This window comes from Janthinobacterium algoris, assembly GCF_051380935.1.
GTDB lineage: Bacteria > Pseudomonadota > Gammaproteobacteria > Burkholderiales > Burkholderiaceae_D > Janthinobacterium.
The window spans coordinates 46976-71650 of record NZ_JBNYXZ010000012.1 but is presented as its reverse complement, the minus strand read 5'-3'; the positions used below and the strand labels follow the sequence as shown (position 1 = coordinate 71650).

At 61.9% G+C, this 24675-nt stretch carries 19 protein-coding genes; 13 read left to right on the top strand and 6 right to left on the bottom strand.

The genetic code is table 11. From position 1 onward, the window contains the following. The first annotated feature begins 26 nt into the window (after window positions 1-26). The 13 genes from ACQ4W7_RS18315 (at window position 27) to ACQ4W7_RS18255 (ending at window position 15193) form a co-directional block, all read left to right on the top strand. Complete coding sequence (locus ACQ4W7_RS18315; protein ID WP_436532311.1) at window positions 27-4619, top strand: phage tail length tape measure family protein; 4593 nt, start codon at window positions 27-29, stop codon at window positions 4617-4619. Then, window positions 4616-6085 carry a hypothetical protein gene (locus ACQ4W7_RS18310; protein WP_436532309.1) on the top strand — a complete coding sequence of 490 codons (1470 nt, stop codon included), beginning with the start codon at window positions 4616-4618 and terminating at the stop codon, window positions 6083-6085. Before ACQ4W7_RS18315 ends, ACQ4W7_RS18310 begins: the two co-directional genes overlap by 4 nt. Continuing rightward, window positions 6082-7152 (top strand): hypothetical protein, encoded by a 1071-nt coding sequence (locus ACQ4W7_RS18305; protein WP_436532308.1) that lies wholly within the window; start codon window positions 6082-6084, stop codon window positions 7150-7152. The genes ACQ4W7_RS18310 and ACQ4W7_RS18305 overlap by 4 nt, the downstream gene beginning before the upstream one ends. Beyond that, complete coding sequence (locus ACQ4W7_RS18300; RefSeq protein WP_436532306.1) at window positions 7149-7433, top strand: hypothetical protein; 285 nt, start codon at window positions 7149-7151, stop codon at window positions 7431-7433. The genes ACQ4W7_RS18305 and ACQ4W7_RS18300 overlap by 4 nt, the downstream gene beginning before the upstream one ends. Then, window positions 7430-8221, top strand: a complete 792-nt coding sequence (locus ACQ4W7_RS18295; protein WP_436532304.1) for a hypothetical protein — start codon at window positions 7430-7432, stop codon at window positions 8219-8221. The genes ACQ4W7_RS18300 and ACQ4W7_RS18295 overlap by 4 nt, the downstream gene beginning before the upstream one ends. A gap of 8 nt (window positions 8222-8229) precedes the next feature. After that, a complete protein-coding gene (locus ACQ4W7_RS18290) occupies window positions 8230-8874 on the top strand; it encodes a DUF4376 domain-containing protein (protein WP_436532302.1) in 645 nt (214 codons plus the stop codon). After that, the gene (locus ACQ4W7_RS18285) at window positions 8871-9701 is read left to right on the top strand and encodes a hypothetical protein (RefSeq protein ID WP_436532300.1); all 831 of its coding nucleotides are present in this window, start codon (window positions 8871-8873) and stop codon (window positions 9699-9701) included. The genes ACQ4W7_RS18290 and ACQ4W7_RS18285 overlap by 4 nt, the downstream gene beginning before the upstream one ends. Continuing rightward, entirely contained in the window at window positions 9701-11533 is a 1833-nt protein-coding gene (locus tag ACQ4W7_RS18280) for a hypothetical protein (RefSeq protein WP_436532298.1), read from the top strand. The genes ACQ4W7_RS18285 and ACQ4W7_RS18280 overlap by 1 nt, the downstream gene beginning before the upstream one ends. Before the next feature lie 67 nt (window positions 11534-11600). Then, window positions 11601-12029, top strand: coding sequence for a hypothetical protein (locus ACQ4W7_RS18275; RefSeq protein ID WP_176375960.1), 429 nt, complete (start codon window positions 11601-11603; stop codon window positions 12027-12029). A 14-nt stretch (window positions 12030-12043) separates the two neighbouring features. Further along, entirely contained in the window at window positions 12044-12541 is a 498-nt protein-coding gene (locus ACQ4W7_RS18270) for a glycoside hydrolase family 19 protein (protein ID WP_436532296.1), read from the top strand. Further along, window positions 12538-12888 (top strand): hypothetical protein, encoded by a 351-nt coding sequence (locus ACQ4W7_RS18265; protein ID WP_436532294.1) that lies wholly within the window; start codon window positions 12538-12540, stop codon window positions 12886-12888. The genes ACQ4W7_RS18270 and ACQ4W7_RS18265 overlap by 4 nt, the downstream gene beginning before the upstream one ends. A gap of 209 nt (window positions 12889-13097) precedes the next feature. After that, a complete protein-coding gene (locus tag ACQ4W7_RS18260; RefSeq protein ID WP_426070239.1) occupies window positions 13098-13220 on the top strand; it encodes a hypothetical protein in 123 nt (40 codons plus the stop codon). Window positions 13221-13693: 473 nt separating this feature from the next. Further along, the gene (locus ACQ4W7_RS18255) at window positions 13694-15193 is read left to right on the top strand and encodes a nucleobase:cation symporter-2 family protein (protein WP_436532292.1); all 1500 of its coding nucleotides are present in this window, start codon (window positions 13694-13696) and stop codon (window positions 15191-15193) included. A 43-nt stretch (window positions 15194-15236) separates the two neighbouring features. On the opposite strand, the gene ACQ4W7_RS18250 is transcribed toward ACQ4W7_RS18255, so the two are convergent. From ACQ4W7_RS18250 to ACQ4W7_RS18225, 6 genes are all read right to left on the bottom strand, one after another. Then, window positions 15237-20279 (bottom strand): diguanylate cyclase domain-containing protein, encoded by a 5043-nt coding sequence (locus ACQ4W7_RS18250; RefSeq protein WP_436532290.1) that lies wholly within the window; start codon window positions 20277-20279, stop codon window positions 15237-15239. Between the two features lie 790 nt (window positions 20280-21069). Next, the gene (locus tag ACQ4W7_RS18245) at window positions 21070-22149 is read right to left on the bottom strand and encodes a tyrosine-type recombinase/integrase (RefSeq protein ID WP_436532288.1); all 1080 of its coding nucleotides are present in this window, start codon (window positions 22147-22149) and stop codon (window positions 21070-21072) included. Window positions 22150-22182: 33 nt separating this feature from the next. Then, window positions 22183-22464 carry a DUF4224 domain-containing protein gene (locus ACQ4W7_RS18240; protein WP_426070235.1) on the bottom strand — a complete coding sequence of 94 codons (282 nt, stop codon included), beginning with the start codon at window positions 22462-22464 and terminating at the stop codon, window positions 22183-22185. Next, complete coding sequence (locus tag ACQ4W7_RS18235) at window positions 22461-24104, bottom strand: hypothetical protein (RefSeq protein WP_436532286.1); 1644 nt, start codon at window positions 24102-24104, stop codon at window positions 22461-22463. Before ACQ4W7_RS18235 ends, ACQ4W7_RS18240 begins: the two co-directional genes overlap by 4 nt. Next, on the bottom strand, window positions 24101-24343 hold the full coding sequence (locus tag ACQ4W7_RS18230; RefSeq protein WP_436532284.1) for a hypothetical protein: 243 nt from the start codon (window positions 24341-24343) through the stop codon (window positions 24101-24103). Before ACQ4W7_RS18230 ends, ACQ4W7_RS18235 begins: the two co-directional genes overlap by 4 nt. Then, window positions 24343-24666, bottom strand: coding sequence for a hypothetical protein (locus ACQ4W7_RS18225; RefSeq protein ID WP_436532282.1), 324 nt, complete (start codon window positions 24664-24666; stop codon window positions 24343-24345). The genes ACQ4W7_RS18230 and ACQ4W7_RS18225 overlap by 1 nt, the downstream gene beginning before the upstream one ends. Window positions 24667-24675: the final 9 nt, after the last annotated feature.

The window sequence follows — 24675 nt, the reverse complement described above, 5'->3', positions numbered from 1 at the left end:
TGCGCGGCCTTTTTTATGGGCCAACCATGCCAGAGATAACAGAGTTAAAAATTGCCGTGAATGCGGCGGAAATCAAGGCGGGAACGCAGGCAGTGAATGACCTGGCGGCCGCTAGTAAACAGACAGGCGATCAAGTCGAGGAGGCCAGTACCAAGTTTCGCAACTTCGAACCACGGGTGCGCGCGCAGGCCGAAGCGGCACGCGCGGCGGCAGACGCTTCCAAAGTACTTGGTGACGAAAGCAGCGCCGCTGCGGATGCCATGTTCAAGGGCATGACCGCGGTCGATGGCTTTGCCAAGGCTTCCGCCAAGATTGGCGAAGGCGGTTTGAACGCCGACATCGGGCAGATCAAGGATGGCTTGGGAGAGATGGCCAATGCCACCGGCTTGACGGAACTGGCCATGAAACGCCTGGGCGCGGGGCCGCTGCTGGCGCTGCAGATGGCGGCCGACGTGGCGGCGTTCGTGGCCGAGGCCTTCGTGCAGGGTCAGCTGGAATCGGACAAGTTTTCCCGTGCCCTGGAGCTGACCGGCAATGCCGCCGGCATCACGGAAGGCCAGTTCAACACCATGGTGGCGTCGGTCTCCGATGCCAGTCAAGGCGGCCTGGGCGATACCCGCGTGGTCTTGCAGACCCTGGTGGAAACGGGCCAGTTCACCAGCGAAGCGCTCAATTCCGTGGGGGCGGCCGCCGTTACCATGGCGCAAATGAATGGCCAATCGGCCGGTGCCGTGGCGGCCGACTTCGCGACGATGGCCGATGGCGTGACCAACTGGGTCGACACGCACGATAAAAACTACAACATCTTGACAGGCGCCCAGTACGCGCATATCGCCGCCCTGGAAAAAGAAGGCAAGACGCAAGAGGCCATGGTCATGGCGAGTGACTTGATCAATGCAGGCCTGCAAAAACGCGCTGAAAAGCTCAGCATGATCGGTACCTTGCTGCAAGGTAGCAAAAATCTCTGGTCCAGTTTCATGGATGGCATGCGTTCCATCGGACGCGAAGAGACGCCGGAGGACGAGATCGAGAAAATCAAGAAACGTACGGCCGAAGTACGCCGCACGGGCCAGTTGGTTCCGGGTACGCATCCGGGGGCACGCCTGACGGGCGAGCAGATGCAGCAGTTCGAGCAGGAGCAGGCCAAGGCCCTGGCTGTGGCAATGAACAAGCAGACGCAGCTCGAGGCAAAGGCGAAGGCCGATCAGGCGGAATCGAAACGCAATGCCGAGGGCAAGCAGGCGGTCAAGGAGCTGGACGAGTTGCAGAAGCGCTATGTCACCAGGGCGCAGCGCGAAACAGCGGAAATCAAACAGCTTGAGGAGACCCTGGCCAATGCCAGGGCCGCCGGTGTTCCCTTCTCTCCCGAAAAGGAGAAAGAGCTGCGGCAGAATATGCGAGCCTCGTTTGCGGCACCTTCCCGGACTGCCGCACCTGCCAGGACTGCAGCACCTCCAGAGGCAGGTTCCGATCCCCGTGATGCCGTGCTGGCAGGTGAGTTGCAATCGATCCAAACCGCATTGCGCATCAAGACCGAAGGTTATGACCAGCAGGCCAAGCTCGATGAAGCGCGCCGCAAGGGCGGCGCCTTGAGCGAGGACGAGTTTTTTGCGAGCCGTCGCATGGCCATTAGCGCGCGTGGCGCCGCCGAGGTGGCGGCCTACCAGCAGCAAGCCGACGTATTAAAAGGTTTTCAGGCGAAAACGGCGCAAGGCCGTCAGGAAAACGTCAACAAGATCGCAGAGGCGGGCACTGCGCAGCTGCGCGTGCAGCAGCAAGTCAACGCCGATCTGGCGCAACTGGAGGAAGCGGCGCGCCAGGAGAAGGAAGCGGCAGCGAAGAAGCGCGACGAGGAGGCCAAGGCAAAAGAGACCAAGAACCGTGCCGATGCCAAGGCGGCGGATGAAAAAACGTGGAAAGACACGGTCGATGGCGCCAAGGCCATGGGCGACGCGCTGGAAAAAGCCTTCGGCAAGGCAGGGGCTGCGGTCGGCAAGTTGGGCACGGCCTTTGCCGATTATCAGAAGGCCCAGCGCGACGTTCAACGCACCCTGAGCGAAGGGCTCAAGGACGCTGGCAACGACGAACCCAAGAAAGACGCTGCGCATGCCAAGGCCCGCGAGGATGGCGCGCAGGCGCAGATCAAGGGTTACCGGGACATGGCCGGGGCCGCCAAGGGCTTTTTCAAAGAAAACAGTACTGGCTACAAGTTGATGGAAGGAGCCGAAAAAGCGTTTCGCGCGGTGGAAATAGCCGGCCAATTGCAAAAACTGGCGACCAGCCTGTTTGTATCGGGCTCGTCTGCCGCGGGCGTGGTCGTCGGGCAGGCGACAGAGACGGGTGCAGTGATGGCCGGCCAGACCGCGCAGAATGCGGCCAAGGTACCCGGCGTGTTCATGTCCTTCATGAGCGCCATGGGACCGTGGGGCTATGCGGCAGCGGCAGCGGCGATTGCCGCCGTGCTGGGCGGCGCCTTCAGCGGCGGCGGTGGCGGCGTCGACATGACGGCCAAGGATCGCCAGGCCGCCAACGGCACTGGCACGGTACTCGGTGATTCATCCGCGAAATCGGAGTCGATCGCCAACAGCCTGGAAATCATGGAGAAGAACTCCGGCCTGGGCCTGGTGTATTCCTCGTCGATGGTGGTCTCGCTCAAGCAGATCGTTTCGGGCATCGGCGGCTTGGGCAGCTTGCTGGTGCGCTCGGACATCCTGATGTCCGCATTGGGAACCAAGGGTAGCTCCAGCGGGGGCTTCATCGGCAATGTCGTCAGCAGCATTTTTGGCGGCAAGACCACGGTGCAGGATGTGGGGATAGTCACCAACTCGTCGCGCCTGGGCGACCTTGATACTAAGCGCTTTGACGTGAATTCCTATGTCGATATCAAGAAGTCCGGCGGCTGGTTTTCCAGCGACAAGAAGTCCACGAGTCTCACGGCCATGGGCGCGGAAACGAATGACCAGTTCACGAAAATTGTTCTCGGCCTGCGCACGAGCATCGTGGCGGCAGCCGACTCCCTGGGTATGGGCGGCGATGCCTTCACGACGCGCTTGAATTCCTTCGTCGTCAGCCTGGGCAAGATCAGCCTGAAGGACCTGAAGGGCGAGGAAATGCAAAAGGCCCTGGAAGCGGCCTTTTCCAAGCTGGGCGACGACATGGCGAAGTTCGGCGTGGGCGGCCTGGAAAAATACCAGGCCGTGGGCGAGGGCTACCTGGAAACATTGGCGCGTGTGGCCAACAACTACATGCAGGTGTCGGACGTGCTGGGCGTGTTGGGCAAGTCGTTCAACACTTCCGGCCTTTCCGCCGTGGCGCTGAGCGAAAGCCTGATTAACGCGGCGGGCGACCTCGATACCCTGACCAGCGGCACCAGCTTCTTCGTGCAGAATTTCCTGAGCGAGGCCGAGCAGATGGACCCGGTCACCAAGTCGGTGCGCAGCGCCATGGCGGCGATGGGGCAATCCGGCGTGATAACGAGCGAGCAATTCAAGGCGCTGGTGCTGGCGCAGGACTTGAACACGGTCGCCGGCCAGAACATGTATGTCCAGTTGCTTGCCATTGCCGAACCGTTCAAGAAGGCTGCCGACTATGCGGCCGACCTGGCCACCACGACGGGTGAACTGGCTGAAGTGAGCAAGACAGCCAGCGACATCGCCAGCGAACGCAGGGACCTGCAACAGCAGTTGAACCAGCTGACACACAGCGAAGCGCAGTTGCTGGCTGCCCAGCGCGCCGGCATTGCCGACGGCAACCGGGGATTGTTCGACCAGATCCAGGCCGTCAAGGCGGTAACCAGCGCGAAGGATGCTCTGGCTAAAGCCTACGAGACGGAATCGGCGGCGGCCAAGTCGGCGCTGGAGAAGTCGAAATCGTGGGTGAGCACCTTGAACGGGCTCAATTCCAGCATGGCTTTGGGCGCCCAGTCAACGCTGACGCCGGAGCAGAAGTACGCTGAAGCGCGCGCCCAGTTCGAGAAAACCCTGGCGGCCGCGAATGCGGGTGACACGACGGCGCAATCAGGGCTATCTGCCGCCGAACAGGCGTTTTTGACGGCATCGCAAGTGGTCAACGCCTCCGATGCACGTTATGCGGCGGATTATGCCCGCGTGGTGGCAGCGAACAAGGAAGCGTTGAAATGGGCCGCCGCGCAGGTCGACGTGCAGCAGGCCAGCCTGGACGCGCTCAATGCCCAGGTATCGGGCTTGATCACGATTAACGACAGCGTGCTGACGGTGGCGCAGGCCATTGCCGGCCTGCGGGCGGCGATGGGCGGTGCTGTGGACCTGGGTGTGCAGTTCAATAATCCTCCCGTGGTCGCTGCACTGGCGGCGATGACAACCCCGGTCGCGGCGGCCGTCTTCGACCCCGTGCGCTACTCGTCGGCGGTGAACGTCGGTTCCGAGGTTCTTGTCGCGGAAATCCGCGGCCTGCGCGAAGACAACCAGGCCATGCGCGTGGAACTGGAAGGCTTGCGCGCCGATCAGCGGGCGCAAACGGGCGCCACCATCCAGGCCACCTTTGAATCGAACGCCAACGCCGCCAGGACGGTGGTCGATGGCGTGGACAAATCGTCCAGGGCATCCGCCTGGGCCAACGCAGTGAAAGGAGAGTACGCATGACCGCTGCACAATTTCAGGAATGGCTGCAAAACCCGTCGGCCATCCGCATGGTGCTGATCGAGGCGCAAGTGAATGTGACCGGTAGCGAGGTGACGCGGTATATCGCTTCGCGGCCTTACGTTACCCGGCCGGATGAGTTGCCGGCGAATACCGCGTACCAGCCGCTGGCCAAGGGCGGCCTGGCCTTCACGGAACAGGTCAGCCTGTCCGGCGAGGCGGGGCTGTCGGGCGGCGATATCGAACTCGATAACGCCGATGGCGCTCTGGATGGCTGGCTGGGCGACGTCTGGATGAACCGGCCGATCAAGGCTTGGGCCGGCGATCCCTCCTGGCCGCGTGCCGACTTTCAGCTGGTCTTCGACGGCATCATCTCCGACGTGGCCAGTGCGGGGCGCGAGTCGGTTAACCTGGTACTGCGCGACAAGCTGCAACGCCTGAATACGCCGATCTCCGAAGCCAAGCTGGGTGGCACGACGCCGAACAAAGACGCCATCCTGCCGATTCCCTTCGGCGAGTGCCACAACGTGGCGCCCTTGCTGACCAATCCCGCCACTTTGGAATACGGTTTTCTCGGCGCGGTCGAATCGACGTTCGAAGTGCGCACCAACGGCAAGCCGATTGCCGTGGCCTTGAATGACCAGGCGGGCCGCTTCAACCTGACCACCGATCCGTTTTCCACCACGATCACGGCCAGCGTACAGGGCGACAAGGGCGGCGGTTTTGCGCCGCGCATCGCGCCGCTGGCGCAGCGCATCGCCACCACCTACGGCAAGGCGGCCGACCGTTTTACCACGGCCGACCTGGACCTGGACAACCTGGCCGCCTTCGACGCGTCCCATCCGCAGCCGGTGGGGCTGTATGTTGCGGACCGCACGAACCAGGCACAGGCCATCCAGCAACTGGCGGCCAGCGTGGGCGCCCAGGCGATCATGTCGCGCACCGGCCAACTGCGCCTGGTGCAGATCGCGCTGCCTGCCGCCGGCGTGCCGGTGGAAATCGGTCCGGAGCAGATGCGCGAACGCTCGCTGCGTCCCGCGCAGCGCCTGCCCGTGACGGCGGCCGTGAAGATCGGCTTCGACCGGAACTACACGCTGCAGGCTGGCTTGACGACCAGCATTCCGCCCGCGCATGCGGATTTGTATGCCACGGAATGGCTGACGGAGACGGTGGTCGACGAGGCGGTGCGCGCGCGCTATCGCCTGAGCGACGACCCGGTGCAGATCGATACGTGCCTGAAGACGCGGGCCGATGCCCGTGTGGAGGCGCAGCGGCGCCTGGCCTTGAGCAAGGTGCCGCGCACCATGTATGAATTCGATGGAGAGCCCGAGATGATGATGCTGGAACTGGGGCAGCCCGTACAACTGCGCGCTGAGCGCTTTGGCTTGCAAGAAGGCGTGCCGGGAGTGGTGGTGATGCTATCGCGTTTCTGGCTGACGGGCAGAGTGACTGTGGGGGTGCTCGTATGAGCGCGATTGTGGGGGAGCGCGACAGGCTCATCATGAATACCGTGCCGCGCTTCGCGCCTGCCAACGACCGCGTGCTGCTGCTGGCGGCCACGGCGCAGGCGTTCAAGGTGGCGGCGACGACAATTGCCGCGCCGGCAAGCATCGACTTTACGGCAGGCTTGGTGAACATGCAGGGCCAGGTGGCGTTTTCTGCCAGTAACGCCAGCGTACTGACGCGCGTCGGTAACATGGCCACGCTGGCGTATGCCGGCATGGTGGGCGACAGCGTGACGGTCACGGCCACGATCGTGGTCGACGGCCTCACTTACACGGCCAGCCAGACGGTCAGCAAGATTTTTGATGGCGTGACGGGTAACTCAATGCGAGTCTGTTACAGCAAGACCAGCTTGTTGTCACTGGCCAGCGCGCCGGCGACGATCAGCACGCAGGGCGATGCGTCCTTCCCGCCAATTAACACCTGGGGCGCTGGCACGGTGTGGGAAGGTTCGCCGCAGGCTTTCGGCGCAGGTGAATCGCTATACCGGTCTGATGGTATTTTCAATCCGGCTAGCGGCACCACCCAGTGGACGGCGCCGTATTTGAATGCGTTGAAAGTGGGCAGTCTGGAGGCTGTCAATACGAAAACGGGGAACTTGCTTGTAACCGGCACCGTCAGCGACGCAGCGGGAAATTGGTCCGTCAATGCGGCAGGGCAGGCGGTGATGAAGGCGGTCACGATTTATGGCGCGAATGACAGCGTAATTCTTGCTGCAGGCGCCAGCGGCATCGATTACAGCAAGGTGATCGGGGCCAAGCCCCCGTCGAATGCGACGGCGGGCGCTACCTTTGGCGTGAATATCGGCGGGCAGATGAGTCGGGCCACCATCGGTACGTATATCCAGGGCGCGGCCATCGATCTGGCGCTGATCAATATCGCCAGCATTTCCTCCTTGTCGGCCATGTCGGCCGTCATCGGTACCTTGCGCACAGCCACTTGGGGTGCCCGCACGGAAATCTGGGACAACGTCATCAAGGTGTACGACGGCAACAACATGTTGCGCGTACAGATAGGAGACCTGACACGATGAGCATCGGCATTACGACATATAGAGCCAATGGCACGCCCATGATTACGCCCGATGGCGCAGGCGGCATCTATGTGGAGACGTGGCGGCAAGGCGCTGATCAACCTGCGGTGCGTGTGTATTCCGGACTGCGTGGCATGTCTTTGCGCGTGTTTCAGGTAATGGGGGGGGTATATGCTTGGGTGGTAGGCCAGGATGGGCATGGCAACCCGACGATTACTTTCTCGTTTGAATATAAGGACGCATATGGCGGCGATCTGATCTTGCTGGTATTCGCATCATGACGAACGGAATACTTTTTAATACGGAAAAAGGAAGCCGGGTCATCGATGAGGAATTCATGGTGCCGGAGTTTACTGGCAAGGTGACCTTGAATCCCACGCCTCATATTTCCGGGTTATTTACCGGCGGGAATGTCGGAGTAACTCCTTACTACACCAATGCTCATCGGATCAACCAGCTCCCCGATTCTGGCGGCCGGGCCATCATGACTTTCTGGCGCTATCCGGATGCCAATGGGGAGGATATCTGGTTCTATCCCACGTCGTCCGTGGCTACTACGGTCGACGGGAGCGTGCCGGGCATGAATATCTACCGGCGCAACGGCGGCGTGCTGCCGATCTTGCCCGTAGGCTATTGCTTTGCCATTGGCCGCGCCATTGCGTCGGCCAATACTTATGGCATGCGCTCATGGGATGGCACGGGAAAGCTGATATTTGATAGTGGCAATTTGTCTCTGAAGATAGAGTCATTTTCGCCCGTATCCTATAATTATCAAATAAACAATTGTGTCATTCCAGACGCATCCAATGCCGCCATCCTGCTTCCTGATACCTACAATATCAGCGACGTATCGGTGGGCGATGCCCCGGGATATCCCGGCTCGGGCAATTCCCAGTTTTACGAGGATCGGGGGGGAGTGCGTAGAAATGGGGCGACCTTTTCCACCTATATGGCCACTGTGGCTGCTTACTATTTTAGGGGTGCCGAATATGACCGGGATGGCAGATCCCATTCGGGAAATGCCGCAGATCTGAGCATGCCCGTCATTAATGCATCTCTTTACGACTAGGAAAACTGATGATTCTTAAAAACTTCACCACGCCAAACGGGGTGGCGGTTGGCTTTCATATGCTCAAACGAATCGAAATCAATGCGCCGTTTGATACTGCGCAGCTTTCCGTGCATAGCTACGCCAGCGAGGCAGCCTATCTGGCCGGTTACGGCCTGGCCTGGAACACGCCGTTGCAGATGCCATTGTTTCAATTGCAGGGTGATCTGGGCAGCATTGCTGAACGTTGGCTGGCCACCGACGCGGTCAGTCCGTTTGCCGGTGGCAGTATTGCCGCAGACCGCAGCGACACGCTCGACACGGCCCGGGCTCGGGCCTGGACGCGCATCAAGCAGGCGCGTTCCCTTGCCGAGGCCGCGGATTTTGTGTGCTGCGGTGTCATGTACCAGGCAGACAAGGATCGCATTGTTGGTGCCACGCAGCTGGCCTTGATGGCGCAGGCTGCCGGCCAGCCATACAGCATCGACTGGACCTTGTCGGATAACACCCACGTGCCGCTCGATGCGGCTGGCATGATCGCCGTTGGCGCCGCGCTGGGCGCGCACGTTACCGGGGCGTTCGCCATTTGCCTTCAGTTGCGCGGGCAGATCGCTGCTGCCACTTCCTTCGAAGCGCTCGATGCGATCGTTTGGCCAGTGCAGGGGGGCGCATGAGCAACTTGCGCATCATCTACGACAACGCCGCCGACCGCGCAGTGTTGACGGCATCGAGCCAGGCCGGTACCTTGGGACCGGGCAATCTGCAGCGGGAAGGAAAGTCCATGGTGCTGCGTTCAATTGGAACGTTGCAGACCATCACGGCGACGTGGCCGTCGCCGGAAATTGTCGGTGGCGTAACCCTGCCGTTTTGCAACCTGACCCCAGGGGCAACTATCCGCGTCCGCAGCTATATCGAGCCTGGCGATACTGTGCCAGCCATCGATAGTGGCGTCATGCCGGCGTGCGAGTATGCGCGACTGGGCATGTGGGATTGGGGCGCATTGCCGCTAGGCTTGAATGCCTACAGTTACGGCGGCGGTACGTATGCGCGGTGCTGGTTCCAGATGCGCAGCATCAGGAAGCTGGTGATCGACCTGGCCGACCCGGACAATCCTGCCGGCTATATCGAGGCCGTGCGGCTGGTTGCAGGGGCTTACTGGAGTCCCGAGCAGAACGCTGCGTATGGCGCTGGTATCACGACAGTCGATACCAGCAGCCAATACCGCAACGGTGCTGGCGAACAGAAGGTGGAGCGGGGTGCGATGTACCGCAAGCTGTCGCTGACGCTTGATCACATGACGCCGTTGGACCGTGCCGAACTGTGGCGCATCGTGCGCGGCAACGGTCTGTCGCGCCCGCTTTTCGTCAGCCTGTATCCGGATAGCGACGACGTCGAGCTGGAGCAGGCGCACCAGGTGTATGGGCGCCTGGCCAATCTGGCCGCCATCACCACACCGTCTTTCCAGGCTTATGCCACCAACATTGAAATTGAGGAGCTGTAATGGGTGATTTTTTTTACTATGGTCAGAAGGATGCGATCCAGCGCTTGAACGAGCTGGCTGGACGGGGCGCCGTGGTGGCGTCGTATGCGCCAGCCGTCGGGCGGTCGCCGCTTGGCGGGCCGAATGGAAAGATCACGCCGGAGTGGCTTGATCCTGGGCTCCCCCTCAGAACGGATATTGCTTTCGGGGTAAGCACCACCGCCAAATACGGCTATAACTACGCGACTAATGGTGCTGGGATCACTCGCTGGATACTTATTGCTACGATTGGCGAGTCAAATGTGGGAGCAAATGCAAACCTGCTTATTCGTGGTGTGTTTAACAATAACTGGACCGCATCTAGTTCAAGCCCCTTCACTATATTCATGGGTGTGCGCGAGGGGTTCTATGTGGACTGGCACATTGAAGGTCCAATAATTTGGCAATCTCGCATCATGGTCGTAAGACGTGCCGACGGAAAGCATGACGTTTATGCTTTTTTTGATAGTAGTGTTTTTTCAACTATGTCATTCGATTTGACTGGGATAAACACAACGACGTATGCATTGCCTGTTGAAACTAACTCGACACCAGCGGGAACGGTAGTATTTGATTCGGCGACAGGGCCGGGAAACCCAATCCACATTGCGCCACGGTGGCGCACCCCCGCTACAGGCAAGGGGCTACTAGTCAATGAATTACTTGGGGTAGGTGACGGGTCGATTACTACGTCGCACTTGATTTGTGGCGGCGTTAGCATGGCGGCTGGGCAGGAGCGGGATAGCCTACGAATTGGAGTTGGTGGCGTATCTGGAACTACCTACCCCGGCTGCTTCAGCTGGTTCACATCTGCAGGCAATAGCAATGGGACACCAAGCAACCTGTACAAAGAAAGCTACAGGATGGCTCTCAGAGCATATGACACACAGTCAAATCAATGGAGTGGCGATTTTCTCGCGGTGAAAGGGACGGGTTCAGTCTATATTTCCTCACTTAAGGCTGGGACGGAAAGTCATGCGGTACACCATGTTATTGACATGCCTGGCGGACAGGGCCAGGATATCCTGACCGTAAATCAAGCTGGGGGATTCAGGAAGTGTGATGGCAACTACGGGAATTTAACGAATGCCGCCCTAATTTTGAGTGCGAACACTGTTACAGGGCGGAGTGTAAATGCCCGTGGTACGGTTAATACCATGGGCAACGATTATGCGGAATACATTTTCAAATGCCTCATGTGCGGTATCGTCGCCCCTGGTCAAATAGTCGGCATCACCGCAGACAATAAAGTCACCGACAAGTGGGCCGATGCCGTCATGTTCTCGATCAAATCCACCGCACCCTCATTTGTCGGTGGCGATTCCTGGGCCAACGACGTGGGGCCGCGCCCGTCTGCCCAGGCTGGAGCAGCGCCGACCCAGCCCCTGCGCCGTGAAGACGTGGTCACGCAGCAGCCGGTACCCGGCATCAATCCACCGGAATATGAGGACGTGGTAACGGAGGCAGGCGACACCGATGACGAGTGGGCGGAAAAGCAGGCCGCCTACACCGCCGCGTTGGCCGCCCACACCGCCGCTGTGCAGCAGGACGCCGAGGCCATGGCCACCTTCGACGCGGCGCTGGAAGTCGAGCGCCAGAAGGTCGACCGCATCGCCATCGCCGGCCGCGTGCCGGTGAACGTGCTGGGCGCCCAGCCGGGCGATTACATCGTGGCGGTGCGGGACGGCGCCGGCATCCAGGGCATCGCCGTGCATGACGACGACTTGACCGAGAAGCAGTACCGCAAGGCGGTCGGGCGCGTGATCTCTATCGAAGCGGACGGCCGGGCTTATGTGATGGTCAAGGCCGTGTAGCAAAACAGTTGTCCACCTTCAACCCGCTTCGGCGGGTTTTTTCATTTTCACCACCTGAAAGGCAACCATGGCCCTCGAAACCACCGCCGCCGGCGGCGCATTGATCAAACTGTTTGGCGTGCCCGTGCTGGCTGGCGCCGCTGCCACGTCGCTGGGCTTCATGTTCATGTGGCCCCAATCGACCAAGGAGGCATTTATCCGTTTCTGTTCCAGCATCATCATTTCCACGTTTCTCGGCCCCGTGCTGGTGGCCGCCGTGCTGTCCTGGTGGCCCAGCCTGTTTGACAGCGCGAAGACCGTGGCGGGCCTGTATGGCGGCGATCCCGCCACGGGTTTTTTATTCATCGCCGCGCCGTTGATGGTGGCGGCTGGCTTGCCCGCCTGGTGGGTACTGGGCGCGTGCGTGCGCTGGTTCGACAAGCGGCGCGGCAAGGATATCGGCGAACTGGCGGTTGACGCGGCCGCTGCCGTCAAGGATGTGCGGGGCATGCTGTGACAGGCGCGCAATTGATGCAGATCATGCCGTTGGCCGGCCGCCGCGCTACGCTGTTCCTGGCGCCGCTGAATGCGGCGATGGCCGAGTTCAGCATCGATACACCGCTGCGCCAGGCGGCGTTCCTGGCGCAGGTGGGCCACGAATCGGGCCAGTTGCGCTATGTGCGCGAGCTGGCCAGCGGCGCGGCCTATGAAGGACGGGCGGACTTGGGCAATGTGATTGCCGGCGATGGCGTGCGCTTCAAGGGGCGTGGCTTGCTGCAGGTGACAGGGCGTGCCAACTATGCGGCGTGCGGCGTGGCGTTGGGCCTGGACTTGCTGGCGGCGCCGCAGTTGCTGGAGGCGGCGACTTTCGCGTGTCGCTCGGCGGGCTGGTTCTGGCAATCGCGCGGCTTGAACCGCCTGGCCGATGCGGGCGACCAGGAGCGCGTGACGCGTCGCATCAATGGTGGCGTGAACGGCCTGGCCGAGCGTCTGGCCTTGTACCAGGCAGCGCGCAAGGTGTTGGCATGAAGCCGCCGTTGAGCATTCTGGCGATGCTGCTGTTGCTGGGGGCAGCCGTGTTTTGCGCGCAGCGCTGGGGACATGAGGCAGGCCGTGCCGCGTGCGCAGCGCAAGTGCAGGAGGTGCAGGGCGTGTTGCGGCGCCAGGACCAGGCGCTGAATGCACTGCGCGAGGAGGGCGTACGCCGGTCGGCGCGGGCCCGGCAGGCTTTGGTCACAGCGCAGGCTGGTCAGGCCGACGCACAAGCGGCTGCGGCGCGCATCCTGGCATTGCAGCCTGAAGGTAATGCGTGCCGCGCGGCAGAGGCGCTGATCGCCCGTGAAACGGCCGGAAGCACCGCTGGCGGGACGCCATGAGCGCGGCAATGACGAGTACGCTAGCGCCGCCAAGGGTTTGGGGCTACTTGCGGGCTTGCTCACGGGCGTGTTCATTGGCCTGTTCACTGGTCTGCATGGTGGCTGGTCTGCTGGGGGGCTGCGCGGCAGGTGGGCCAAGGTTGCAAGCTGCAGCGGAAAGGCTGGCCATCGGCGTGCCCTGTATCGCCGTTCGCCCTGCGGCGCCACTTTTGCCAGCCGTGCCGCAGCACGGCATTTTTGCGCAAGTGCAAGCCTTGCTGGCGCGCGAACACTTGCGCACGGCCTATGTGCTGCAGCTGGAAGCGCTGATGGTTGGCTGTGCCGGCAGTTAACGTAGACCAGTGCTCAACGACGTCTGCTGCTGTTTCGTTGCCGTTTTTCTGACGCTTTTCTGACGTTTTGCAGTTGATTTTCGGCCGGCTTGCGTTGCGCATAATCCCCTGGGGCGTCGCTTGATGGCGCTCGCCGCGCCAGAGTGCCCGATCCGGATGCTGCCTCACCATGCCATGCTCCGATGCCGTTTTCCATGCTGCCTTCTGGTGCGGTCGCCTGGTGGCGCGTCAGAAAACGGTGCAGCGCAGCGTGGCGGGCGCCCGATTTTGACGAACGCGATGGTATTTCGGCACAATTCCTGTATACAATCGTCGCTGGCACGAAGCGTGCATGGCATACCTTGGTCGTCCTATCCAAGGAGCTTCGCATGCATCATCCGTCGCCAGTGTGTTTCTGTCGTCCCGTTTCTCTCTTGCTTTTCCCTTTCATCTGCGCCCATCGGGGCCGCGGTAACCCAGGAAATGGAGCGTAAATGGCCACTCCCCGTCTGAAATCCATCCACCGCAGCGTGCCCGGCACAACGCCTGCAGCGCCATCGCCCGTGGATGAAATCCTGCCAGTTGGCAAGCTGTTCACCCTGGGCTTGCAGCATGTGCTTGTCATGTATGCGGGCGCCATTGCCGTGCCGCTGATCGTCGGACGCGCCCTCAAGCTGCCGCCCGAGCAGGTGGCGGCATTGATCAGTGCCGACCTGTTCTGCTGCGGCCTGGTGACCTTGATTCAGTCCTTGGGCATAGGCAAATACTTCGGCATCCGCCTGCCCGTGATGATGGGCGTGACCTTTGCCGCCGTCAGTCCCATGCTGGCCATGGCGAACAACCCGTCCCTGGGTATCACCGGCATCTTTGGTGCCGTCATCGGCGCCGGCGTCGTTTCCATGTTGATCGCTCCCTTCATCAGCCGTCTGCTGGCCCTGTTTCCGCCCGTGGTCACTGGCAGTATCATCGCCGTGATCGGCGTGTCGCTGATGCGTGTGGGCGTGAACTGGGCCATGGGCGGGCCGCCTGCCATGGCGCAAATTGCCGATCCCGCCTTCCTCCAGATGGCCGCTGCCGCCACGGCGGCCGGCTTGCCTGCGCCGGCCGGTCCCGTGTCCCTGATTGCCAACCCCGGCTACGGCGCGCTGGATAACCTGGGCATCGCCGGCTTCGTGCTGGCCGTCATCTTGCTGGTGGCTAAGTATGGTCGCGGCTTCCTGTCGAATATCGCGGTATTGATCGGCATCATCGCTGGCACGGCCCTGTCGTTTGCGCTGGGTAAGGCCGATTTCGCCAAGGTGGCCAGCGCCAAGGCTTTTGCCATCGTCACGCCATTCCAGTTCGGCATGCCGACCTTCGACGTAGTCGCCATCGTGACCATGAGTCTGGTGATGATTGTCGTCATGATCGAATCGCTGGGCATGTTTTTGGCGCTGGGCGAAATGACGGACAAGCGCATCACGCAGGACGATATCAGTCGCGGCTTGCGCGTCGATGGCTTGGGCACCTTGATCGGCGGCATTTTCAATACCTTCCCGTACACATCGTTCTCGCAAAACGTGGGCCTGGTGGGCGTCACGGGCGTGCGCAGCCGCTGGGTGTGCGTGGCGGCCGGCATCATCCTGCTGGTCATGGGCGTGATCCCGAAGATCGCGCAAACGGCCGAGTCCGTGCCGGCGTTCGTGCTGGGCGGGGCAGGGCTGGTGATGTTCGGCATGGTCGCCGCCACCGGCATCCGCATTCTCGCCGGCGTCGACTACAAGAGCAACCGCAACAACCTGTTCATCGTGGCCCTGTCGATCGGCTTCGGCATGCTGCCGCTTTTGGCCGAGCAATATGCGCAACACATGCCCAAGGCCCTGTCGCCGTTGCTGCACAGTGGCATCCTGCTGGCCGCCATCGTTGCCGTGCTGCTCAATCTGTTCTTCAATGGCCTGGCTTCAAAGGAGGTGGCGAGGGACCAGGCGCGCGAGAACAGTCATGGCAGCGATTGAGGCGCCACCCATCGCCTTGACCGCTGCGCGCGGCGTGTGCGGATCAGCCAGGCGACAGCACCTTGAGGACCACGCAATTGCGCCCCGCATCCTTGGCCTGGTACAGCGCGGCATCGGCCAGGCGCAACAGGACGTCAGGGTCGGCGGCGCCAGGCGCCGACTGGACCGCGATGCCGACGCTGATCGTCACCTGTTGCGCATCCGCTCGCGTATGGTCGATGTCCAGCTCTGCGATGGCGCGTCGTAGCGCTTCGCCGATCTGGCGCGCCTCGTCTGCGCCGGTGTTCGGCAGCACGATTGAAAACTCTTCGCCGCCGTAGCGCGCCGTCAGGTCGCCCGCGCGCCGCATGCCGGCCGCCAGCGCATGCGCGACACGGATCAGGCATGCGTCACCGGCCTGGTGGCCATGCCGGTCGTTGAAGCGTTTGAAGTAGTCGACATCGAGCATGATGACGGCCAGCGGCTGGCCGACGCGCGTGGCACGCGCACATTCGGTGCGCAGCACGTCGTCGAAATGGCGCCGGTTCGACAGGCCCGTCAGGCCGTCGGTGATGGACAAGGTTGCCAGTTTGCGGTTGGCGTCTTCCAGCTGTTCCGTGCGTTCGGCAACGCGTCGCTCCAGGCTGTCATGCAGCCTGGCGCTGGAGATCGAGATCATCGCCTGTACACCGAGCATGCGCAGAAACGCTACGCGCTCCTGCGTGAACGAGGCTTCGGCAAGCCGGTTCTCGAAGTACAGGATGCCGTCGATCTGGCCGCCGTGCCGGATCGGCAGGCACATGACGGCACGCGGCCGCTGCAGCTGCACATACGGGTCGACGGCGAAGCGCGAGACGCCCGTGATGCTGTCTTCGATCACCTCCGCGCCAGTGCGGATCACGTAGCGCAGCAGCGATAGCGGGAACTGCGGGTCGCTGGCGGCATTCAGGTCGAGCCGGCGCGCTTGCAGGACGTTGATGCCATCGCCATCGATATTGGCCTCCAGCTGGTAGCTGCCTTCGGACAGTAGCAGCAGACGCGCTACCTGCCCGCCAGCGTTTTCGCACACGATGGAAATCAGGCGCGTTAGCACATTGCGCAAGCCGACTTCGTTCGACAGGATCTGCGCCGCTTTCAGCAGCGACACCAGGTCGAGTGCGGAACTGCCGTGCGTGTCGGGGCCCACATGCGACAGCGTGGCGCGGCCATCCATCCGTGACAGCAGCGCGGCGTGGCGCGCCCGCAGTTGCGTCACCTTGCCCTCTGCACCCCACTGGCCGTAGTGCGCGATGGCGTCCTGGATGAAGACGCCGGCCACGCGTGGGTGGCCCTGCTCGGACCAGTATTCGCCGCACAGCTCATTGCCCAGCGCTTGCACGTTGACGTAGCCTGCCAGGCCGGCGGCGTCGATCGCCTGCCGATAATGGCGCGTGGCCAGCTGCAGATCGTCCCGGTAGCGTGCCATCTCGGCCATCACCAGCAGATGTTTGGCGCCGCTATTGTCCGAGCCCTCACTGGCCCAGTCGTCAAGGCGCGCCTGCAGTGCGTCGATCACGGCCAGCACATCGCCCGCATCGGGGCGCGCCCGGTCGCGCCGCAAGGCGCGGATCCATATCAGCGCGGCGTAGAAGCTCGACTCGGCAACCTTGGCCTGGCCGCGCATGATTTGGGTGACGATGCCGAGCTGGCCGGCCAACAGCTCGGCGTCGGCGCCGTCGAACAGGTAGGCGTTGCGGATTTTCCCTTGTAAATAGTAGGCGCGATACAGCTGCGAGTCGCCATACTGTTCGAGGAAACGCGCCTCGCTGAACGTCGCATCATCGTAGCTGTCGTGACGTGGCAGGAGACCCATCAGGCATTTGATTGGCTGGATCGCGGCGGCGATGCAGCAATCGGCCATCGCCTGCTGGCCGTTGGCGCGCATCAGTGCCAGGTCGTGCTCGATGTCGTGCATCAGATGCGGCAAGTAGTCGCCGAGGATCATCCGTTCGGTGGCGCGCACGGCGACCACCACGCCAACCTGCACGAAATCGGCGATTTCCAGTGCCCAGCCAAAGGCTTCTTCGTACAGGGCATCGGAGCTGCGCAGCGGCTGCGTCCAGTGACTGATGAGCGCACCGAACATCAGGCCCGTGAGTGTGCGCGTCTGCAGATTGGCACGCCGCCTGGCCAGCGCCATCGCCATCGCGCCGAAGTCGTAGCCGCGCGCAACGTCGCCGCCGTACAGCGCAAGCATCATCGCGTAGCCGACATAGGCGACGGCGCTGAAATCGCTGTTCCCCCGTTGCATGGACAGGCGCGTCATCGATACCACCATCAGCGCGCTGAGATCTTGCTGGCCGGCGTAATAGCTGGCCATCCACAGGCCCTGCATCATCTGCATCGCGGCCACCGCGTCCGGCTCGCACATGTCGCCGGCCGCCAGCAACGTGCCGGGCGTCTGCGCGCCATGCAGGCACCCGATGTCGGCGAGGATATCGTCGAAGCGCGCTTTCATCTGCGCCACGTCATGCGGAATGGCGATGTCCAACTGCGCCAAGCCTTCGCGCTGCACGGCGATGGCCTCAAGCAGGCGGCCCTGTAACTGGTACTGGTGGGCCTGGATGGCAATGCAGCGTACCTGCAGTAGCGGGCTCAAGGTGCGGGCGCGCACCAGCGGATAGATCGCCTCGGCGGCATCGAACTGGCCGCACAGGTAAGCCGCTTCGGCCGCGCCGAGCTGCAGGTCAAGCCAGAGGTCGGCGTGGACGTTCCATGCCTCTGCCGGCAGCAGGCCGAGACCAATTCGCATGTGCTCCAGCGTGGCCTGGAACGCGGCAGAGCGCCGTGCCTTGACGCCGGCCTGGAGATTGAGCCCCGCCAACTGCACGCGCTCGCCCGCATCGTCGAGCAGCGCACGGCCGGCGTTGAGCTGTTCGACGATGTCAAACAGTGTCCCGTCCTGACGCTCCGGTGTTGCATGCCGCAGTAGCAGGCGGCCGATGCGAAGGTGGTTGGCCGCGCGGGTACCAGCATCGGCGACCAGGTAGGCTGCCTGCTGCACGCGGTCGTGCAGGAAGCGGTAATTGACGCCGCTTTGGCCGGCGCGGGTGTCGCCGTTGACGTATTTATAGCGTTCGTCGAGCGGCTGGATCAGCCCTGCATGGAGCGCTGGCCACAAGACTTGCTGCGTGTGCCGGGGCGCGCGGTCCACTGCCAGCGCCAGTGTGTCGAGCGTAAAGCGGTTGCCGCTGGAGGCTGCCAGTTGCAGCAGGTGTTGCGTTGCCGTGGGCAGGCGGTGGATTTTCTCCAGCAGCACCTCGACCACGTTGTCCGTGTACCTGGCCTGTCGTATCGCGGGCAGGTCCCAGTCCCAGCAATCGGCTACGGCTCGGTAGCGCAAATGGCCCGTTTCATTGAGCGAGGCCAGGAACTGGCTGAGGAAAAATGGATTGCCAGCCGTCTTGCGGTAGCAAATGCGGGTCAGGGACGCGCAGTCAGGTGCCGCCATGCGCACGGTAGCCGACACCATTTGCGCAACCTGCGGCTCGCTCAGGGGGCTCAGTAACAGCGTCGACAGGCGCACCTCGCGCGCGCGCAGCTTGTCGCGCAGCGCGATGAGTGGATGCGCGGCGCCCACTTCGTTGTCGCGGTACGCGCCGATGAACAGCAGGCAGCACTTGTCGCAGGAGAGCATGAGCAGTTCGATCATCCGCAGCGTGGCCGTATCGGCCCATTGCAGGTCGTCCAGGAACAGTACCAGCGGATGCCCGGCGCAGGCGAAGACTTCGACGAAGCGGGGGAAAAGCCGGTCCAGGCGGCGCTGGGCCTGTACCGGCGACGACGCGGGCATCGCCTCGGTGGGGCCGACGATCAAGGCCAGTTGGGGAATCAGTTCGACCAGCACGCCGATGCCGCTGCCCAGGGCGGCGTGCAGTTTTCCGGACCACCGCCGCAGCGTTTCTTCGGGCTGGCCCAGCAACTGCTGCACCAGCCCCTGGAAGGCCTGGATCAGCGAGGCATAGGGTATGTCGCGCTGGAGCAGGTCAAACTTGCCAGACAGGAAACAGCCGCGCCGGGCAATGATCGGCTTCTGTACCTCGTTGACGACCGCCGACTTGCCGATGCCCGAGTGGCCGGCCACCAGCAGCATTTCGCAGGTGCCGGTCGCACTGCGCTCAAACGCCGCCAGCAGCACGGCGATGGCATCCTCTCGCCCATGCAGCGTTTGTGGCACAAGGAAGCGGCCGTTGTGGTCGGACAGCTTGAGCGCCTGCGCCGGCTTTTTCGCGCGGCAGGCTTCGAGGTCGCTGCGCAAGCCTTGCAGGCTCTGATAGCGCTGATCGGCATTTTTTTCCAGCAGGCGCTGGATGATAGCCAGCAGCTGGCCAGGCAAGCCTGCGAGCGCCGGATGCGACCAGTCGGGACTGCGGGCAATGTGGCAATGCACGAGTTCCATCTCGTCGCCCGCCTCGAATGGCGCCTGGCCGGCCAGCAGTTCGTACAGGGTGGCGCCGAGCGCATAGAAATCGGCGCGCCAGTCGACCCGCCGATTCATGCGCCCGGTCTGTTCCGGCGCCATGTAGCGTAGCGTACCTTCCAGTGACTGGAGATTGACGATGCCATGGCTTTCGTATGGCAGTTCACAGGCAATGCCGAAATCGATCAGCTGCAGCACACGCCGGTCGGCATTCCACACCAGATTGGAGGGATTGATATCCTTGTGGATCACGCCATGACGATGGACTTCCTCCAGCGCCGCACACAGCTGCAGCGCGATGTCGAAAAAATCGTCCAACGCCAACGCGGGCTGCGCCGGCGTGCTGCGCGCCGCCACCTGCGCGCGCACAATCTGGTCGAGCGCCTGGCCACCGGTATCTTCCTGGAGCATCGTCCAGCGCCCGCCGTGCAGCTGCAGTGCAAGCGGATGCACCACGCCAGGATGGCGGCAGCGGCGCGCGATCGCATACTCGCGCTTGAATTGTGCCAGTTGCTGAAAGGAAGGGAACTGCTGATTAGGCTTCTTGACGATCAGTGCGGTGCCATCGGCAGCCCTGGCGCGATACACCTGCGAGCGGCCACCGCTGTGCAGCTGTTTGATGATCTCGTGGTCGAAAAGGGAGCTCATGGGCTAGGCTAGCGGTACACAGACGGTTGCGGGAGCCTTGAGGCGCACATTTCGAAGTCTTACTTCATTGTAAGTATTATATCAGTAGGAAGTCGCGGCGAAGCGAGAGGCGCGATGGGTGTTGTTGCAAAAATGTCGGCGGTGCCGGGCACGGAGGGGGAGCGATGAGTGGATGCGGCAATGGCGCAACCTGGAAACGCGATAACGAGCATAACGGCGCACTAGGTACGCCATCCCCCGGTATCTGAAGCCTATGCAAATCCCTGTGGCCGACCATGCGCGCCAGGTCCAGCACGTTAAATTTTTTTGGCCAATCGCATGATGGCCGCATGCCGCATGCCGCATGCCGCATGCCTGCTGTCGTGGAAGGTCAGTCCCCGCTCGCCACCAACCCGTTTCCTGAGTGACGCCATGCATCTCCCTTGCTGAGGCGTAATCATGACGTCAGTCTGGTGTAATCGTTTCTGGTTTTTGTCGGGTTTATTATGGATTAATAGAAATATCAAGGCGTAAAAAAAGCCATTAACCCGTTGATTATATTGGGTTTAATGGCTTTTCCGATGTTTCTGAATTCTGTGCGCTGGTGCCCGGAGCCGGAATCGAACCGGCACGCCCTTACAAGCGGGAGATTTTAAGTCAGTAGTGAAAGTTATATAAATCAAAGACTTACCCGCACTTTTCGTTCCGCAAAATTATTTACGCACGCCTCTGGAAGCCGCATGAATGCTGGACCTCAATCCTGTTTGCGGAACGATTACGGCATGAATAGGTGGAGGCGCCTCATCTCTCACTACTTTGTTGGTTTTACCAATTTGCCGCGGCGATGGCGCACGTAGTGTGCTGTCATCGTGGATGTCGAATGCCCTAGCTGGGCCTGAGCAGCTTCGATCCCGCGCTCTTGCTCGATGTCCGTGCCTGCCTTGGCGCGTAAGTCGCGAAACTGGAAATTGCGAATGGCGGCCTCGATCTTGGGATGCGCTGCTGCTGCACTCGCCCTTGCGCTTTCGAATGCGTAGCGTAGCATGTAGGGGGTCATTTTCTGACCTTGTTCATTGTTTATGAGCGCCACACCCATTGCCGGGCGCTGGTCGATGCGTGCCATTACGGTGGCAAGCTCGCCGATGATTTCGATACGCAGTTTCTTCTTCGTTTTGTTCTGGCTAATCTCCAGCGCGCCGTCCTTTACGTGCGCGCGGGTCAGTTTCAAGGCGTCAGCCGGCCGCTGGCCAGTTAGATACGCCAAATCCAGGGCATCGCGTAGCCCAGGGCCCGCAGCGGCGTAAACAGCCTCGAAAATCTCATCATCGACGTACACATCACGACCATCTTCCTTGTATCCCATAATGCCGGCGCAGGGGTTTGCCAGGTTTGTCAGGCCGGCGCCTCGGGCAAAATTCCAAATGTGCGACAGCAATGCCTTGTCGCGGTTCGCGGCAACCTGGCCTTCTTTACCGGTCATTTCCTTGACCGGCAAGCCTTCCGCTGCGCGCGCAGCATTCTTTAGCTTTACTTCTTCTACAATGCCAGCGGTCCGCCATTGCAGATATTGGCGCACCATGACCGGGCGTATGGATTCCATAGGCTCCCGAGGGTCATCGAAGAATTTGCGCAAGTTCGCCAGTTCGTTCATATTCTTGCGTTGCGTTTCCTTCCCCTTTTTATGCATGACCTCGCAGATGTAGCGCTGCGCCACCATGCGAAAAGTCGGGCGAGAAACGGATGGTACGGAGCTTGCCGTCAGCTGACCCCATTTGCGCACTGCCTCTACATAATCCTTTCCCAGAGCAAGTTCTCTTCTCGGCTTTTCGCCCGTGTCTAAAAAGTAGTACGTCACCTTTCCGCGATGACGGGCTCGCATGCCTGTAGGCAAGTTCTTATTCTTTGTTGGTACTCTGCCCATCGTCTATTTCTTTCGCAATCCTGGCGGCTGCCAGGCGGGTTTCTCTTGGGGCGCTGCCGCTGCCTTGCCTTCCACCACCGTGCGCGCTACCACTGGGCGGCCTATGGCATTGACAAAAAAGGGAATGCCCATATTACGCAGCGCCTCAACCTGGAGGCGCTTGATCTTCCTGCCCGTGAGCGTCACAACGTCATCAGCTCCCAAGAATGCTGGTAAAGGTTTATGCTTCCTCGATTCCAGCTCCTCGACGAGTCGAACAACCTCCTCAGCATCGCTCATGTTCATGGTGCGCTCCTGGCCGCTACGTCTCCGGCATGCCCGCTGCCGCCGCAAGCAGGGCAATCCAGTTCGCTAGTGCCAGGCTCGGCGCCATCATTCATGAAGACCAGGCCGGCCGGTGTCGCCGTGATGGTTTGGCCAGCGGCGCGCGCGACCGCGATGGCCTGCTGCGTCTCAGGGGAGAGCGGGGCGCGGCGGCGCACGAGCTGGGCTTCCAACTCCGCAATGCGAGCGTTGCGCTCCCGCACCAGGCTTTGGAATGCCGGCGCTTCGCAGTTGCGCGCGCATGGCGCTGGGTGTGCGCCCAGGGCTTGCAGTTCTTGTCGTTGGCGCGGGGCATGCACGCAAGTGCATTCGCCCAGCCATTCACCATCAGCACGATGCACGTCGCCTGTGCCACCGCAGGCGCTGCACAGCGCGCGAATTTCGGCGCAGACGTCCACGTTCTCCATCGCTACTGGCACGGCCACGGGCTGCACCGGGGCGGCGTCGGCCAACGGCAACCAGCCCTGGCCTTTCATCTTCTCAGTCGGTGGACTGGTGCGATACTCCCAAGCATGCTTGGCCATCCTGCGCCACGCCACCGGCTCTTGCCTCTGTACTGGGGCGGCCTGCCTGACCTCGCCAGCCAACAAGCGGTCAAATGATCGATCAAACGCGGCCAGTTCATGCTGCCAATATGCGGCCTGATTGGCATTGCCGGCAACTTGCTCCACATTGATGCATTCGCTGATGGCATCGCGCCAGGCGCTGCGGTGCGTGGTGAAATTCGAAGGGATATACTGCACCAGAACGGCTTCTTGGCTAGCTTGCTCGCGGCCAGCAGCAACCAGTACGCGGAACACGTCGCTGTTGCGCAGCAGCGCGCCTGGCTCATTCAAGCCCCACAGGACAGGCAGCGCCGAGATTTGATCCATCAGCCGCCCGATGATCGGCTGAGGCGCAGCAGCCGGCAGCGGTGAATGTTTCGGCTTTGCCGCTTGCTTGGCGCGGATCGCCTCGACCTTCGTCCAGATCCTGGCCAGTTCCGTCTCGCCAGCGGCGTGCATGTCCAGGCCTTGGGCCAGGCACAGCGCGGCCAGCGTGACCATAACGCCACCGACTTCCTGCGCGCGCTCGCCGACCGGGCGGCCGTACACATAGTCGACCAGTTGGTGCGCTTCGCTGGCCGTGCAGCCGCACGCCTGCACCAGTTCCAGCGATTCCTCCAGGAAGCGGTGATTGCGCTCAGCGCCGTCGGCGGAGATTGCGGCACCGAAGCACTCCATCATCCAAGGCTGCACGCGGCTCTGGAATGAATCGTCGGGAGCCGCCAGCTGCTCTTGTGCTGGAGCCGCCGGCGCTGCCGCCAGCATGGCGCGATATGCCGGCGCCATCGTAGCCAGCATGCCAGCCAACGCATCGACGGTCGTGCCCGGTGCCATGTCCATCTGCATCAAGACGAGCGGCGCAGCCTGGCGTGCCAGGTCGATATCGGCAAGCGTTGCGGTTGGCCAGGATGCGATTGCGGCGCCAGCGATGATCTCAGGCGTCGGTTCAACCGGCACCAGCTTCCAGCCGTCCGGCACGGCCAGATGCTGCGGCGTTACGGCGACCGAAAGGGGGCCACCTTGCTCCAGCGCGTCAATACTAGCGTTGTTGTTCATTCTGCATGCTCCAAAAAGGTTATCTCACTTGGCTCGCGCGGTGTCGCGTCGCCCATCAGGTAAATCACGGACGACACGCCGCCGCCCAGCACCTGGGTGCTCATGCCGTGCAAGTGGTGCTGCTTGCCCTCGAAAAGCACGGGCTGGCAGGTGTGGATCGCGCGCAGCACGGCCCGGTCCAGCTTGTAGGCTGCCTCGGCCGGGGTTTCCGGCGCGGGCGTTGGGCTGCGGCCGCTCATTACGCCGCCGGCATGCGACGGCCCCATACCCAGTACGGGCCATCATCGGAGTCGTGAATAGATAGCGTGAACCAGCCATCACCTGCCGGTTCTTCCGGATGCCAGTTGGAGACGTCCGTTCCAGCCTGGTCGAAGTAAACGATATAGGCCGGATGCTTATCATCCTCGCCGCACAAAGTGGCATAAGCAGTTTCCAGGCCTTGCGCAGCCAGCCAGGCGCGATACTCCGCTTTTTGATCCTCGTTGAACTCTGGCATATCTGGATGCGAGTACCAGCCCTCGGCATCGCGCATGACAGGCGCCCATTCAATAAGCTTGCTCATATTTACCTT

What these genes read in the sequence shown, in the direction of transcription:
- ACQ4W7_RS18315 (WP_436532311.1), top strand. Translation starts at nt 27, where the DNA reads ATGCCAGAGATAACAGAGTTAAAAATTGCCGTGAATGCGGCGGAAATC.
- ACQ4W7_RS18310 (WP_436532309.1), top strand. Translation starts at nt 4,616, where the DNA reads ATGACCGCTGCACAATTTCAGGAATGGCTGCAAAACCCGTCGGCCATC.
- ACQ4W7_RS18305 (WP_436532308.1), top strand. Translation starts at nt 6,082, where the DNA reads ATGAGCGCGATTGTGGGGGAGCGCGACAGGCTCATCATGAATACCGTG.
- ACQ4W7_RS18300 (WP_436532306.1), top strand. Translation starts at nt 7,149, where the DNA reads ATGAGCATCGGCATTACGACATATAGAGCCAATGGCACGCCCATGATT.
- ACQ4W7_RS18295 (WP_436532304.1), top strand. Translation starts at nt 7,430, where the DNA reads ATGACGAACGGAATACTTTTTAATACGGAAAAAGGAAGCCGGGTCATC.
- ACQ4W7_RS18290 (WP_436532302.1), top strand. Translation starts at nt 8,230, where the DNA reads ATGATTCTTAAAAACTTCACCACGCCAAACGGGGTGGCGGTTGGCTTT.
- ACQ4W7_RS18285 (WP_436532300.1), top strand. Translation starts at nt 8,871, where the DNA reads ATGAGCAACTTGCGCATCATCTACGACAACGCCGCCGACCGCGCAGTG.
- ACQ4W7_RS18280 (WP_436532298.1), top strand. Translation starts at nt 9,701, where the DNA reads ATGGGTGATTTTTTTTACTATGGTCAGAAGGATGCGATCCAGCGCTTG.
- ACQ4W7_RS18275 (WP_176375960.1), top strand. Translation starts at nt 11,601, where the DNA reads ATGGCCCTCGAAACCACCGCCGCCGGCGGCGCATTGATCAAACTGTTT.
- ACQ4W7_RS18270 (WP_436532296.1), top strand. Translation starts at nt 12,044, where the DNA reads ATGCAGATCATGCCGTTGGCCGGCCGCCGCGCTACGCTGTTCCTGGCG.
- ACQ4W7_RS18265 (WP_436532294.1), top strand. Translation starts at nt 12,538, where the DNA reads ATGAAGCCGCCGTTGAGCATTCTGGCGATGCTGCTGTTGCTGGGGGCA.
- ACQ4W7_RS18255 (WP_436532292.1), top strand. Translation starts at nt 13,694, where the DNA reads ATGGCCACTCCCCGTCTGAAATCCATCCACCGCAGCGTGCCCGGCACA.
- ACQ4W7_RS18250 (WP_436532290.1), bottom strand. Translation starts at nt 20,279, where the DNA reads ATGAGCTCCCTTTTCGACCACGAGATCATCAAACAGCTGCACAGCGGT.
- ACQ4W7_RS18240 (WP_426070235.1), bottom strand. Translation starts at nt 22,464, where the DNA reads ATGAACATGAGCGATGCTGAGGAGGTTGTTCGACTCGTCGAGGAGCTG.
- ACQ4W7_RS18235 (WP_436532286.1), bottom strand. Translation starts at nt 24,104, where the DNA reads ATGAACAACAACGCTAGTATTGACGCGCTGGAGCAAGGTGGCCCCCTT.
- ACQ4W7_RS18230 (WP_436532284.1), bottom strand. Translation starts at nt 24,343, where the DNA reads ATGAGCGGCCGCAGCCCAACGCCCGCGCCGGAAACCCCGGCCGAGGCA.
- ACQ4W7_RS18225 (WP_436532282.1), bottom strand. Translation starts at nt 24,666, where the DNA reads ATGAGCAAGCTTATTGAATGGGCGCCTGTCATGCGCGATGCCGAGGGC.